The sequence below is a fragment of the uncultured Moraxella sp. genome, from assembly GCF_945873075.1.
In the GTDB taxonomy this organism is placed as follows: domain Bacteria; phylum Pseudomonadota; class Gammaproteobacteria; order Pseudomonadales; family Moraxellaceae; genus Moraxella.
In genome coordinates this window covers 1-14,946 of sequence record NZ_CAMCBS010000003.1, presented here as the reverse complement: position 1 = coordinate 14,946, position 14,946 = coordinate 1, and the positions used below count along the sequence as shown (strand labels likewise).

13 protein-coding genes are annotated in these 14,946 nt (G+C 42.6%); 12 read left to right on the top strand and 1 reads right to left on the bottom strand.

Translation table 11 applies throughout. The features are described 5' to 3' along the window. Positions 1-94: 94 nt before the first annotated feature. The 12 genes from catA (at position 95) to pcaD (ending at position 12,249) form a co-directional block, all read left to right on the top strand. Positions 95-1,018: a catechol 1,2-dioxygenase gene (gene catA / locus Q0N89_RS01440; protein WP_294033039.1), complete on the top strand. Its 924-nt coding sequence runs from the start codon at positions 95-97 to the stop codon at positions 1,016-1,018. 81 nt (positions 1,019-1,099) lie between these two features. Beyond that, entirely contained in the window at positions 1,100-2,482 is a 1,383-nt protein-coding gene (benA, locus tag Q0N89_RS01435; protein WP_294033038.1) for a benzoate 1,2-dioxygenase large subunit, read from the top strand. Continuing rightward, the gene (gene benB / locus Q0N89_RS01430; RefSeq protein ID WP_294033037.1) at positions 2,479-2,979 is read left to right on the top strand and encodes a benzoate 1,2-dioxygenase small subunit; all 501 of its coding nucleotides are present in this window, start codon (positions 2,479-2,481) and stop codon (positions 2,977-2,979) included. The genes benA and benB overlap by 4 nt, the downstream gene beginning before the upstream one ends. A gap of 105 nt (positions 2,980-3,084) precedes the next feature. Further along, positions 3,085-4,098, top strand: a complete 1,014-nt coding sequence (gene benC / locus Q0N89_RS01425) for a benzoate 1,2-dioxygenase electron transfer component BenC (RefSeq protein WP_294033036.1) — start codon at positions 3,085-3,087, stop codon at positions 4,096-4,098. Positions 4,099-4,213: 115 nt separating this feature from the next. Beyond that, positions 4,214-5,413: a M20 aminoacylase family protein gene (locus tag Q0N89_RS01420; protein WP_294033035.1), complete on the top strand. Its 1,200-nt coding sequence runs from the start codon at positions 4,214-4,216 to the stop codon at positions 5,411-5,413. Positions 5,414-5,431: 18 nt separating this feature from the next. Beyond that, positions 5,432-6,841, top strand: coding sequence for an MFS transporter (locus tag Q0N89_RS01415; RefSeq protein WP_294033034.1), 1,410 nt, complete (start codon positions 5,432-5,434; stop codon positions 6,839-6,841). A gap of 35 nt (positions 6,842-6,876) precedes the next feature. After that, positions 6,877-7,662, top strand: a complete 786-nt coding sequence (locus Q0N89_RS01410) for a 1,6-dihydroxycyclohexa-2,4-diene-1-carboxylate dehydrogenase (RefSeq protein ID WP_294033033.1) — start codon at positions 6,877-6,879, stop codon at positions 7,660-7,662. Between the two features lie 24 nt (positions 7,663-7,686). Further along, positions 7,687-8,880 carry a benzoate/H(+) symporter BenE family transporter gene (locus tag Q0N89_RS01405; RefSeq protein ID WP_294033032.1) on the top strand — a complete coding sequence of 398 codons (1,194 nt, stop codon included), beginning with the start codon at positions 7,687-7,689 and terminating at the stop codon, positions 8,878-8,880. After that, complete coding sequence (locus Q0N89_RS01400) at positions 8,877-9,563, top strand: 3-oxoacid CoA-transferase subunit A (RefSeq protein ID WP_294033031.1); 687 nt, start codon at positions 8,877-8,879, stop codon at positions 9,561-9,563. The genes Q0N89_RS01405 and Q0N89_RS01400 overlap by 4 nt, the downstream gene beginning before the upstream one ends. A 1-nt stretch (position 9,564) precedes the next feature. Next, on the top strand, positions 9,565-10,218 hold the full coding sequence (locus Q0N89_RS01395) for a 3-oxoacid CoA-transferase subunit B (RefSeq protein WP_294033030.1): 654 nt from the start codon (positions 9,565-9,567) through the stop codon (positions 10,216-10,218). Positions 10,219-10,229: 11 nt separating this feature from the next. Continuing rightward, positions 10,230-11,432, top strand: a complete 1,203-nt coding sequence (gene pcaF / locus Q0N89_RS01390; RefSeq protein WP_294033029.1) for a 3-oxoadipyl-CoA thiolase — start codon at positions 10,230-10,232, stop codon at positions 11,430-11,432. A gap of 37 nt (positions 11,433-11,469) precedes the next feature. After that, the gene (pcaD, locus tag Q0N89_RS01385) at positions 11,470-12,249 is read left to right on the top strand and encodes a 3-oxoadipate enol-lactonase (protein WP_294033028.1); all 780 of its coding nucleotides are present in this window, start codon (positions 11,470-11,472) and stop codon (positions 12,247-12,249) included. Positions 12,250-12,499: 250 nt separating this feature from the next. On the opposite strand, the gene Q0N89_RS01380 is transcribed toward pcaD, so the two are convergent. Further along, positions 12,500-14,946, bottom strand: a 2,447-nt coding sequence (locus tag Q0N89_RS01380) for a site-specific integrase (RefSeq protein ID WP_294033027.1), incomplete at its 5' end; no start/stop codon positions are given.

Genomic DNA, 14,946 nt, shown 5'->3' with positions numbered 1-14,946 from the left:
ATGACACAGCTAAAACCATAGTAAGGTAACAAGGAAATGATAGCCAGCTTCTGCCAGCTATTAAAAATCACTTAACAGTAATATGGAGTATGTTATGAATCGCGAACAAATTGACGCATTGGTCAAAAAAATGAATGTGGATACCGCCACAGGCGAGGTGGATGCGCGCGTACAAGAGATTGTGGTGCGTCTTTTGGGCGACCTATTTGAAGCCATTGTGGATTTGAATATCACCCAAACCGAGCTTTGGAAAGGCATGGAGTATATTGCCGATTTGGGGCAGGCTAACGAAGTGGGTTTGCTTGTGCCAGGTTTGGGGCTTGAACACTTCATGGATTTGTTGGAAGACGAGAAAGACCAACAAGCGGGTGTGGAGACGGGCGGTACACCACGTACCATTGAAGGACCTCTGTATGTAGCGGGTGCGCCAGAATCGGTCGGTTTTGCACGCATGGATGATGGTGCTGAATCTGACAGTGTGGACACCCTTATCATTGAAGGCGTAGTCACCGATGTGGACGGTAATATCATCCCCAATGCTAAGGTTGAAATGTGGCATGCCAACGGTAAAGGTAACTACTCATTCTTTGATAAGTCACAGTCTGATTTCAACCTTCGTCGTACCATTTATACTGATGAAAACGGCTGCTACAAAGCCCAAACTACCATGCCTGTTGGCTATGGCTGCCCGCCTAATGGTCCAACCCAAGCTTTATTGACGCTTTTAGGTCGTCACGGACAACGCCCATCACACGTACATTACTTTATCACTGCTGATGGCTATCGTAAACTCACCACACAATTTAATATTGAGGGTGATGAATATCTTTGGGATGACTTTGCCTTTGGTACTCGTGAAGGCTTGGTTGCAACCGCTGTGGATGTCACTGATGAAGCACAAATCAAAGCCAATAATCTGGACAAACCTTTTAAGCACATTCGCTTTGATTTTAAACTCACACGCGACACCCAAACTGCCCCAAGCACCGAAGTTGACCGCAGACGCGCTCAAGGCTAATGCCTTTTATCATCAGCTAGGCTGACGGATAGCCTGGTTGATGATATCTAAGTTCAGTCAGCTTAACAAGGAGAAATAATTATGCCGCGCATTCCTGTCATTAATACAAGCCATCTTGACCGAATCAACGAGCTTTTGGTTGAAAATAAAGAAACGGGTGAATATAAGGTTCATCGCTCTGTATTTACCGATCAAACCTTATTTGATCTTGAAATGAAATATATTTTTGAGGGAAATTGGGTGTATTTGGCGCATGAAAGCCAAATTCCCGAAATTAATGATTATTATACGACGCATATCGGACGCCAGCCAATCATTATTGCACGCAATAAAGATGGCGAATTAAACGCAATGATTAATGCTTGTTCGCATCGAGGAGCTCAGCTTTGTCGATACAAAAAAGGCAATAAGTCATCATATACTTGCCCATTTCATGGTTGGACATTTAATAATTCAGGCAAACTGCTAAAGGTAAAAGATCCGAAAGATGCTGGCTATCCAGAAAGCTTCAATAAAGATGGCTCCCATGATCTAAAAAAGGTCGCACGTTTTGAAAGCTATAAAGGATTCTTGTTTGGTAGCCTAAATCCTGATGTATTGCCATTACAGGAGTATTTGGGTGAGGCAACCAAAATCATTGATATGATTGTTGATCAAGCAAAAGATGGTTTGGAGGTGCTTCGTGGTTCGTCAACATATACCTACGAAGGCAATTGGAAGCTTACCGCAGAAAATGGTGCTGATGGATATCATGTTACGGCAGTGCATTGGAACTATGCGGCAACCACTCAACAGCGCAAAGAAAAACAGGCAGGTGAAGATAAAATCCGCGCCATGAGTGCAGGTGGCTGGGGCAAGCAGGGCGGAGGTTCTTATGGCTTTGAGCATGGTCACATGCTGCTTTGGACTCAGTGGGCAAATCCAGAGGATCGTCCAAATTATGCCCAGTATGATTCTTATAAAGAGCTGTATGGCGAAGCGATGGCAAAATGGATGATTGAGAGATCGCGCAACCTCTGTCTGTATCCAAATGTATATCTAATGGATCAGTTTGGTTCGCAAATCCGTGTTTTGCGTCCATTATCTGTTAATAAAACCGAAGTTACAATTTACTGCATTGCTCCTAAGGGGGAGGATGTAGAAAATCGTAAACGTCGTATTCGTCAGTATGAAGACTTCTTTAATGCATCTGGTATGGCAACTCCAGATGACTTGGAGGAATTCCGTTCTTGCCAAGTTGGATATGCGGGCATTGAGGTTGAGTGGAATGATATGTGCCGAGGTGCCAATCACTGGGTGTATGGCGCGGATGAATTCGCAAAAGAAATTGGTCTCAAGCCAAAGCTTAGCGGTGTTAAAACTGAAGATGAAGGTCTATATCTGGCTCAGCATGAGCACTGGATGGAAGTCATGAAGCGGGCTATTAAAAATGAGCGAGAATTGGAATCGGGAGGTGTTGCATGAGTTTAGTGTCTGTAGAATTACATCATAAGATTAGTCAATTTTTGTACAAAGAGGCTAGATTTTTGGATGATGAACAATGGGATGATTGGCTAGAGTGTTACGCTCCTGAAGCTTCCTTTTGGATGCCTGCGTGGGATGACGATGATACACTAATCACTGATCCAATGTCTGAAATTTCCTTGATTTATTATCCAGATCGACAGGGTCTTGAAGATCGCGTTTTCCGTATTAAAACCGAGCGTTCGTCAGCGACAATTCCAGATACGCGCACAAATCACAACATTCACAACATTGAGGTTGAGAGTGTTGATGGCGGTAGGGCTATTGTACGATTCAATTGGCAGACATCAAGTTTTCGCTATAAAACCATGTATCAATATTTTGGTATCTCTCGATATGTGATTGATATCTCTAGCGATGAATTCAAGATTTTGAGTAAGTATGTCGTACTGAAAAATGATTACATCCACCAGGTGATTGACATTTATCATATTTGATTAAATCAAGCCTGACTTTTTATTAATTTAATGCGCTTGTTCTACCTTTGGAATGGGCGAGCGCTTTTACAAATCTTAAAATCACCAAGATAGGGATATTTAGTTATGAGCCACAATGTCGCTTTACAATTTGAAGATGGTGTTACTCACTTTATCCAAGTTAATGATGGCGAAGTTTTGTCAGACGCCGCTTATCGACAAAAGATGAACATTCCGCTAGATTGTCGAGATGGGGCATGTGGTACTTGCCGTGCATTTTATGAGTCAGGCACTTATGAGATGGATAAGGATATGTATATCGAGGATGCCTTAAGTGAAGAAGATGCCCAAAATGGATTTGTGTTGGCTTGTCAGTGCTATCCAACCTCTGATTCGGTTGTTCAAATCTTGGCAAGTTCCACTGTCTGCAAAACTGAAATTCAAACATTTTCAGGCAGTCTAAACAATCTGCAAAAAGTGTCTGATAGTACGATTTCTTTTGAAATTGAGCTTGATGAGGGTGAGCCAGAAATTAATTTCTTAGCGGGGCAGTATGTCAATGTGGAGATACCGGGGCTTGGTGAAACGCGATCTTATTCATTTAGCTCAAAACCAGGTGACCGTAAAACCAGTTTTGTCGTGAGAAATGTTCCTAATGGCAAGATGAGCTCATTTTTGACTAATTCTGCACAAATTGGCGATAAAATGAAATTTACTGGTCCTTTTGGCAGTTTTTATTTGCGAAAAATTGTTCGACCGACCTTATTTTTAGCAGGTGGAACTGGCATAGCGCCATTTTTATCCATGCTGAAAGTATTGGATGAAAAAGGCTCTGAGCAACCAGTACGCATGATATTTGGCGTTACAAATGATGATGATCTGGTTGGGCTTGACGTTTTGGAGTCGTTCAAAGAAAAGCACAGTTGGTTCGATTATCGGACGGTCGTCGCGAATGAAAAATCATCTCATGAAAGAAAAGGCTATGTGATTGCTCACATCGATGATGATTGGTTGAATGCGGGTAATGTTGATATTTACTTGTGCGGACCTGTAGCTATGGTGGATGCAGTGAAGCAGTGGCTAGATAACCAAAATGTTGTAGTGCAGAATTTCTTGTTTGAGAAATTTTCAGCCAATTAATAACAAATGCTTATTCATAATAGATGGATTACAAATTCCATAAAATGCATTACAATTATATTTTTATAGCATATTTATTAGTTTGTTTGCATCTATGGTTATAAAAGGAGTGAGTATGTCCCTTTCCAACCCAATCACAATTAATTCTCAGAATTTGAGAGATATTATGAGTGAGTGGTCGTTTTTTTGCGACATTCGCCATGCTATACACCAACTTCCTGAGCTGGGGTTTGAAGAGTTTGAAACTAGCAAGTTGATTGCTGAGCTGCTTACTACATGGGGCTATACTGTTCATCAAGGATTGGCTAAAACAGGCATTGTCGCAACTTTAAAAATAGGTGATGGTGGTAAAACAATTGGTTTGCGTGCGGATATGGATGCCCTGCCAATTATTGAAAATACTGGCAAATCATATCAGAGCCACATTAATGGCAGGTTTCACGGATGTGGACATGATGGCCATAGTACTATCTTGCTTGCATGCGCCAAGCAGCTTGCCAAAACTAAAAATTTTAACGGTACTGTGAATTTGATTTTTCAGCCCGCTGAGGAATTATTGTGTGGTGGGCGCATCATGCTCGAGGATGGTCTGTTTGATCAATTTCCTTGTGATGTAATTTTTGCAATGCACAATATGCCACGATTAAATACTGGAGAGTTTTATTTTAAAACTGGGGCAATAATGGCGTCATCTGATACCATCCATATCCACATTAAGGGAGTGGGAAGCCACGGAGCTATGCCAGAATATGGCATTGATGCAACGTTGGTGGCTTGCCATATTGCGATTGCGTTACAAAGTATTGTCTCCCGTAATGTTAGTCCGTTGGATCAGGCGGTCATTACAGTGGGGCAGCTAACATCGGGAAATGCACCAAATGTGGTGAATGACAGTGCCTTATTAAAATTAAGTGTTAGAACGTTGAGCTCTAGTGTGCGCCAAAATGTGCTAAAACGCATTGAGGAAGTGGTTAATTTCCAAGCTCAGAGTTTTGGTGCAACTGCTGAAATAGAGCATGTCAATGGCTGTCCGCCTGCTGTTAACGGCGATGATGCTACCGCTTTTGCCATTAAAGTTGCTCAAAATTTGGTGGGAGTGGATAAGGTACATACCGATATTGCACCACTAATGGGGAGTGAGGATTTTGCTTTTATGTTAGAAGCCAATCCAAATGGAAATTACTGTTTTGTAGGGAATGGCGGTGGAGAAGGTGCCTGCATGGTGCATAATCCCGCCTATGATTTCAATGATGAAATTATTGCACCTGCCGCCGCTTACTTTTGTGGATTGGTTGAGAATTATTTAAAAGATTAATAAAAAGGACTTTGTCACATGACTACATCTTATCAAGAATATGGCTCAAAGCAGTTCCGCGGAAATGACAGACTGCTAATCGGTATGGTGCTAGGCGTATTAACATTTTGGCTATTTTACCAATCCATGTTCAATGTGGTGCCATCCATTCAACAAGATTTGAATATGAGTGACTCATCACTGAATGCTGTCATTAGTTTGGGATCGCTGTTTTCTGGATGTTTTATTATTTTAATGGGTGGTCTTGCCGATCGTTTTGGTCGGGTACGCCTAACTTATATCGGTTTTGCCCTAAATATTCTTGCCTGTCTGGTATTGTATTTTAGTAGTTCGGCTTTTACTTTCGGTATTGGTCGTGTATTACAAGGGTTGTCATCAGCCTGTATTATGCCAGCAACTTTATCTATTATCAAAAATTATTATCAGGGCGCTGCAAGACAGAGGGCATATAGTTTTTGGTCTATCGGTTCGTTTGGCGGGTCGGGATTGTCATCTTTTGTTGGTGGGGCTATTGCAACCAGTCTAGGCTGGAAGAGTATTTTCTTGCTATCTATTGCCATTTCTATCATTGGTGTCTTGCTAATTAAAGGAACGCCGGAAAGCAAATCAAATGAAATTGGTACCAGTCGTTACGATTATATTGGGTTATTTAGTTGTGTACTAGGTTTATTGGCATTAAACCTATTGATAACAAAGGGTTTTCGACTGGGTTTGACACACCAATTTACTCTGATGATGCTTGCGGGAGCAATTATTATGGGAATTGTGTTCTTTCGCACCGAAATACATAGAAGATCCAATGCATTTCTTGATTTTTCATTATTTAAAAGTCGCGGGTATAGCGGTGCCTGCCTGTCTAATTTCCTACTAAACTGCATGGCGGGCACGATTATTATTATCAATACTTATTTGCAACAAGGGCATGGACTAACAGCCTTCGAGGCAGGTGTAAAATCATTAGGCTATGTGGCAATGGTAATGATCATGATTCGAATTAGTGAAAAATTATTACATAAATTTGGCTACAAAACACCTATGTGGCTTGGTACAGCGATCACTGCTGTGGGTGCCTTGGGTCTATCTATGACATTCGTTTCGCATGAGATTTATATGTGGTGGGTAATTGTATCTTTCGCTGTCTTTGGATTTGGACTGGGTTGCTACTCAACACCTGCTGCAGATTGTGCCATGGTTAATGTCCCAATGGATAAAGCAGGTGTTGCAGCCGGTGTGTTTAAGATGGCAAGTGCGCTGGGTGCTTCATTTGGTATTGCAACTGGCGCAACTATCTTTAGCGCCTTTAAGGGTGTTGATGTTCATGTTGCCGCACAATATGCTTTATTAACCATGGTAACTTTTGGTGTGTTGGCAACACTTGCAGTATTGGCTATTATCCCTAAGGCTTCTGCGAAGCCAGAACAAGTGTAAATGATTTATGATTTATTTAAGCAAGGAGTGGGCTTATGTCACGTAATAAACGATTTAAGGATAAAGTAGTCATTGTAACGGGGGCTGCGCAAGGCATTGGCAGAGGTGTAGCTCTGCAAATCGCTAAAGAGTCTGGGCGCGTCGTACTAGTAGATCGCTCTGATTATGTGAATGATGTGGTTCAAGAGATTAAAGACCTTGGGGGTAAGGCTGTCGCTGTTAAGGTTGATCTTGAAACTTTTCTGGGTGCCAGCAAGGCGGTTGAATATGCTTTGAAAAAGTATAAAAAAGTTGACATTTTGATCAATAATGTTGGCGGTGCGATTTGGATGAAGCCATTTGAAGAGTTTGCGGAGGATGAAATTGTTAAGGAAATTAACCGCTCGCTTTATCCCACGCTTTGGTGTTGTCGTGCAATATTGCCAATAATGATTGCTCAGCAGGCTGGCGTTATTGTTAATATTTCATCGATTGCAACACGGGGTATTAATCGTATACCTTATTCGGCCGCCAAGGGCGGTGTAAATGCTTTGACAGCATCTTTGGCTTTTGAACATGCTAAAGACGGCATTCGCGTGAATGCTGTGGCAACTGGTGGTACAGAAGCACCACCTAGAAAAATACCTAGAAACTCACAAGAGCAATCTGCGCAAGAAAAGGTGTGGATGCAACAAGTGGTTGAGCAGACAATTGACCGCACTTTTTTGGGTAGATACGGCACAATTGATGAGCAGGTAAATGCCATTTTATTCTTGGCATCTGATGAATCATCATATATAACCGGTGCTGTGGTACCAGTCGGTGGGGGTGATCAAGGTTAACCAAAGACCGACAAGGAGTGTCTTATGAGTTGGATAAAAGGGTTGCTTAAAGACTGGTCGTTATCTGCAACCATTGCTGGGTTTTTGGCGGTAGCGATATCCTATGCTGGACCACTTGTGATTGTATTTCAAGCGGGACAGCAAGCCGGTCTAGATAATAGCATGATGATTTCTTGGATATGGGCGATATCGATAGGTTCGGCTCTGACTAGTATTGCACTATCTCTCCGTTACAAGATGCCAGTTTTATTGGCTTGGTCAATTCCTGGAACGGTATTGCTTCTTGATTTATTACCACAAATGACCCTGTCGGAAATGGTTGGTGCTTACATTGTAACAGCGATTATTAGCCTAGTGATAGGCATAAGTGGATATTTTGATAGGTTACTATCTTGGATTCCACAGGGAGTTGCAGCTGGTATGATGGCGGGGATATTACTGAATTTTGGCTTACAGATCTTTAATTCTGCCACTGATTCACCTGTGCTGGTTTTTACTATGTTGATCGTGTATTTGATTGGTAGAAGTGTTAGCCCCCGGTATGTAATTTTTTGGGTCTTGCTATCAGGTCTTCTGGCCGCATATTTTCTAGAGGGATTTGATGGTTCTGAGATTCGATTTTCAATATCTAAGCCTCAGATTATTGCCCCAGATTTCTCATGGCAGGCGATATTAAACCTGGCGGTACCGCTGGTTATTCTGAATTTTACAGGGCAATTTTTGCCAGGTATGGCTTTATTGCGATTGAATGATTATCAAATGTCAAGTAAGCCCGTCATTAATACCGCAAGTTTGGCATCCTTGGTAATCGCTCCATTTGGTGGAATTAGTATCGTGCAGGCAGCGGTGACGGCAACTTTATGCATGGGTAAAGAATGCCATGAGCACTCAAGTCAACGATATATTGGCGGAGTTGCTAACGGCTTATTTTATCTGTTAGGGGCGTTATTTGCAGGCAGTTTGGTGGGCTTGTTCGAAATCCTCCCATCGGCATTGATTGGAGCTTTGGCCGGCTTAGCCTTACTTGGCGCATTACTGAATAATCTATCAATAGCTATGCAAACTTCTGCGCAGAAAGAAGCGGCTTTGATTACCTTTTTGACAACTGCCTCGGATATTAGCTTGCTTGGTTTGAGTTCGGTATTCTGGGGAGTGGTAATCGGTATGATTAGCTACCTGGTTTTGAATGGCAAATTCTTAAAAAGGAGAATTGGATGATAAACAAACACACAAGCCTTGGCGACGCCATTAGCCATATCAAAGATGGCTCAACCATTATGATTGGTGGCTTTGGCACTGCAGGACAGCCCGCTGAATTGATTGATGGCTTGATTGAGCTTGGCGTCAAGGGTCTAACAATTGTCAGCAACAATGCAGGTAATGGCGACTATGGACTTGCCAAACTGCTAAAAACAGGGGCGGTGGATAAGGTGATTTGCTCTTTCCCGCGCCAAGCTGATTCTTGGGTCTTTGATGAGCTGTATTTATCAGGCAAGATTGAGCTTGAGCTTGTACCACAAGGGAACTTGGCGTGTCGCATTCAGGCAGCTGGTATGGGGCTTGGTGCGATTTTTACACCCACAGGCTATGGTACGCTTCTAGCAGAAGGCAAAGAAACTCGCCATCTTGATGGCAAAGACTATGTACTTGAAATGCCCATCAGGGCTGACTTTGCTCTGATTAAGGCGCATCAAGGTGACCGCTGGGGCAATCTGGTGTATCGTAAATCAGCACGCAATTTTGGTCCTATCATGGCAATGGCAGCCACCACAACCATTGCCCAAGTGTCAGAGGTGGTAGAGCTTGGCAAGCTTGACCCTGAGCATATCATCACCCCTGGTATTTTTGTGCAATATGTTGTAGAAGCCACTCCTTCATCACCCACTAAGACAGAGATATAATATGTACCAAAAATTAAGCAGAGATGACATTGCCAAACGCGTTGCCAAAGACATTCCAGAAGGTGCTTATGTCAATTTGGGGATTGGGCTACCCACCAAAATCGCCAATTTTCTACCCAAAGACAAAGAAATCTTTTTACATTCTGAAAATGGCTTGCTTGCCTTTGGTGAAGCCCCCGCCAAAGGCGAGGAAGATGACGAGCTGATTAATGCAGGCAAAGAATATGTGACCATGCTCACAGGGGGAGCGTTTTTTCATCATGGGGATAGCTTTGCGATGATGCGAGGCGGGCATTTGGATATTTGTGTGCTTGGGGCGTTTCAAGTAGCACAAAATGGTGACCTTGCTAATTGGCATACAGGTGCCAAAGATGCCGTACCTGCAGTTGGTGGGGCGATGGATTTGGCAGTCGGTGCCAAAAAAGTATTTGTCACCACCGAGCATACCACCAAAACAGGCGCCCCCAAAATCGTCAAAGAGCTTAGCTATCCTGTAACAGGCAAAGCCTGCGTGGATAGAATTTATACCGATTTGTGCGTCATTGATGTGACTGCCGACGGTCTAAAGGTAATTGAGATGGTGGAGGGTTTGAGCTTTGATGAATTACAAAGCCTAACAGAAGCGACTTTAATTGATACTACCAGTGAAATTTAAGGAAGATACTCATGGAAACTGCTTATATTATTGATGCAATTCGTACGCCGTTTGGTCGGTATGGTGGGTCGCTTGCCAATGTGCGAGCCGATGATTTGGGGGCAATCGTTTTAAAGGCAATGATGGAGCGCAACCCCCAAGTGGATTTTTCCCAAATTGACGATGTGATTTTTGGCTGTGCCAACCAAGCAGGTGAGGACAATCGCAATGTGGCACGCATGTCAGCGCTATTGGCAGGTTTGCCCGTAGAAGTGCCGGCCACCACCATCAATCGCTTGTGTGGCTCATCTATGGATGCACTCGCTTATGCCAATCGCGCCATCAAATCAGGCGAAGCGCACCTAATAATTGCAGGGGGTGTGGAGAGTATGAGTCGCGCTCCGTTTGTGATGGGCAAGGCGGAAACTGCCTTTGCTCGCACTCAAAAGATTGAAGACACCACTATGGGTTGGCGCTTTATCAATCCTGCACTCAAGGAGCTGTACGGCGTGGACACCATGCCACAAACTGCCGAAAATGTCGCTGAACAGTTTAATATCAGCCGTGAGGATCAAGATAAATTTGCACTGCGTAGCCAAACTTTGACCAAGCTTGCCCAAGATAAGGGGTTTTTTGATAAAGAAATCATTGCTGTGACCATTCCACAGCGTAAAGGCGACTTGATTGCGGTAGACAAAGATGAGCATCCACGAGCAACAAGCCTTGATGCCTTGGCAAAACTAAAACCTGTTGTCAAAGCAGATGGTACAGTTACAGCGGGTAATGCCTCGGGCATCAATGATGGTGCAGGGTCAGTTTTAATCGCCTCTGATTTTGCGGTGCAGAAATTTGGTCTGACACCCAGAGCCAAGATTGTCGCCAGCGCCACGGCGGGTATTGAGCCACGCATTATGGGATTTGCCCCTGTGCCAGCAATCAAAAAATTATTGGCAAAAGCTGACTTAACACTCAATGACATGGATGTGATTGAATTAAACGAAGCCTTTGCTGCCCAAGCGCTCGCATGCACTCGCGCGCTAGGTCTTAATGATGACGACCCACGCCTCAATCCCAATGGCGGTGCGATTGCTTTGGGACATCCGCTTGGTGCTTCTGGCGCAAGACTTGTCACAACCGCCCTAAATCAGCTTGAGACCATCAATGGGAAGTACGCCCTGTGCAGTATGTGCATTGGTGTGGGGCAAGGCATTGCGATAATTATTGAGCGTGTTTAATTATTATATTAAACAATTATTATATTAAGGAATGATTATGTCGTATTGTCAAACCAAAGATGGACAAATTTTTTATCAAACCTTTGGGGATAAAAGCAACCCTGCCTTGATTTTTTCAAACTCTTTGGGCACTGACCATACCATGTGGCAGCCACAAATTGATGCATTGCAAGATAAATTTTTTATTATTGCCTATGATACTCGTGGACATGGAAAATCAGATGCGCCAAAAGGAAGTTATACTATTGAGGAGTTGGGCGAGGATGTCATCACTTTATTAAATGAATTATCCTTACAAAAAGCTAACTTTTGTGGCATTTCTATGGGTGGCTTGACAGGGCTGTGGCTTGCCATTCATCACTCTGAGCGTTTTAATAAAATTATTGTTAGCAATACCGCCGCCAAAATTGGGCAAGAAAGCGCTTGGCAGGATAGGGCAAAGCTTGTGCTTGAGCATGGACTTGAAAGTATTGCCAGTTCAGCTCCTTCTCGTTGGTTTAGCGAGAGTTTTGTTGTCCAGAATGGGGATGTTGTTGATCGATTGACTAAAAATTTGTCCAATCAAAGCGCTGAAGGTTATTCGGCTTGTTGTCAAGCTTTAGCTATAGCTGATGTGAGGGATGGGCTCAAAGAGATTAAGCTGCCTATTTTATCAATCGGTGGAGAGCTGGATCCAGTTACCCCTGTTAGTGATGCCCAATTTATTGTCGATAATGTATCGAGAGCTATTCTTGCAACCATTCAAGCGTCACATATAGCAAATATAGAGCGCCCTAGTGATTTTAATAAAATAATTGAAGGTTTTGTGGATGGCTAAACTTTTGATTTTCAAAGATAGGGGTTGGGTTCGGGTTTTGTACCGGTATACATATTTGCATTAAGGTTCTAATTACTCGTTCAGCTTTGCTGTTGGTTGGTAAACTTTTGATTGATTTGATTGTCATAGCAAGCTTCGCTAAATTCATAAATTTGTACCGGTGCAGGATTGATTAAGTCTCAAGGGTTGGGTATTTACTCCAGCCCTTGAGTTTTTTTGGTTTTTGATAACATAAATATACCATCAAGCCCTATATATTACTCTGAGGCTTATCCAAAAAAGCATCAACCCCCACCACCAATAAAAAGCATACATGTTGCAATATGGCAACGCCATTATGCTTCTTCTTATCGATGGTATAGGTATTTGATATCAAAAATCCCGTATAAGAGCTATTTGCACGAGTTGATTTTTTGGCAATGATTGTGGTTTCTTGCTTTAATTGAGCCAATTCTTGGTTTAGATTGATAGACTTTTTAACATCAGACCTAGCGGCAACTTCAATCTGCCAATACTTTTTGTCTAGTAGCTTGACGGCGATTTGTGCAAATCGATAAACTTGCTCCCGATCCTTAAAAGGCATTCGCATCTGACCACTTACAAAGCTTGCACCGCGTAAAATCACCACAAAATCATCAAATGCTTTGCGATCTGCCTGATATAAATCACCTAATTTTTCAAGTAAATTGTGTAGTAAAGTGATTTCCTGCTTGATTTTGGGTTCGATCGGTAGATATTGATTTGGATTCTTTTTACCTTTATCCCCAAAATAGGATGTTAATTGTTTACGATGCGTGTCAATATAATTCTTAATCTTCTCAGCCTTGATTGAATCCAAGCCTTCGGATTTGGCGTGCTCAAATGAGTAATTGTCTTGCAGCTTCTTCAAAAACTTCATCACGGCTGCATGTACATCAATCTTTAAGATATCAGGCATCTGATTTTTGCTTGATGCTTTGTGTGACGCGATTTTGATGGTAGGCAGTGTAACACGAGCAGGTCTGTGATAACAATTGGCATCCAATTGCTTGATTATCAGTGTACGAATATCATTTAGGTTCACCATGCCGCTATCTTTATCATAGGCACGACGCCCATTGTCGCTAAAACTTTGGCGACGAAGACCTGTCAGCGCCTCCACCAAAGTCGCAGGCATTTCAATCGTCGTATGAGCCATTTGACTATACGCAATCAAATCAGCCACATGAATGTAGCTAGAAAATGTCGTTTCAGGCGATGAATGGCCGGCAAATTCTGCCAAGATGCTCCATGCTGTTGTCGATATCTGATGACATTCACCCAAAAACTTGCGCTTAATCGCCAATATCTCATCACTGCTATAGTCACTGAAATATGGCAAGAGCGCATCTGCACCACCCAAAATCATCGCCATCACACTGATGGCATTATGGCGAAAGCCGTGTGGGGTTACCTTATAAGGCAAAGTATCCAATATCACCGAGATTGGTTTTTGGATTTCATGATATTCAAGCGCACTCGATTTGTGCTCTAGCGTCAAAAAGAAAGTCTCATTTCTTTGTTTGCGTAACAAATACCACTCATGCACCAATTGCAGTTCGGATGGTTTGAGCAGTGGCTGCAGGCAAAGCCTACGATGACCATCATCAGATTTGATACTACGATAACCATTGGGACGTACCAAAATATTTAGGATGACTGTTTGTTCTTGCTTGTAATCATACTCAAAATCCCTAAGTTTAAGCCCCAAAAGCTCATTGATCCGCATGCCTGTGCGATACAAAAGAATAAAGATGATGTCCAATATTTTTTGATTATGCTCACTCAATGTTGATGACTGTATCAGATTGCGGATATGCTGATACATAATAGGTGCGACAAGGACAGGCTCAACCACCATGCCATCGCTTTTACTTGCAATTGCGACACCGGGAATGCTCACAAAATGCCTTTGCAAAGATTGGTGTAAGGATCTGAGCACAGTTGCTGTGTAGCCTATCTTCTTCTTATTGGATTGATAAATGATACTTTCATATAAATTGATAAAATCATCGGCATTCCAAGTGGTTATGTCTTGATCTTGCACAAAATGTAAAAACCAATCGCCAACCTCGCTTAAATAGCGTTGGGCACTTGTAGATTGATGACGTTTGATACCTGCAGATTTTACGCCGTTAAGTAGATCGCTTATCCAATAAATCAGACCCAGCTGGGCACTTATTTGTGTCTGACTGGCAAGCCCCTTAAGCGATTCGATGGCTGTGGTGTTAGTTTGATTTAGGATATTTCTTATTTCACGCACTAGATCGGATTTATATACAGCTGGTTTATCGGTTGGCTCTGCCTTACCTTTTTTGATGGGCGAAGTCGTGGTAAACAGCTCATCGGATAGCGCTAATATCAGTGGTTTAAAGCTTGGTGAGTGGTATTTGTTCCACTGATCACTGCCGATGCTCGTGTGTTTTTGCTGATCGCTGACAATGGCAGACATTTGCATATCCAGCTGTGAATTTTTAAAGGTCTGTCTGGCAAGATACAAACCCTTTTGTATTGCATTAAAGTGTTGAGACTTTGGTTGCTTGATTTTCAGAAGGGCCTGCAACGCCTCCTGGGTTTGTTCAAATGTCGGCATTTTGCCTTGGAGATGGCGGTTGATATAAGCAATCCACATCAAGCTGACATCATCAATGACGATATGGCGAGTGATAAATAACAAAG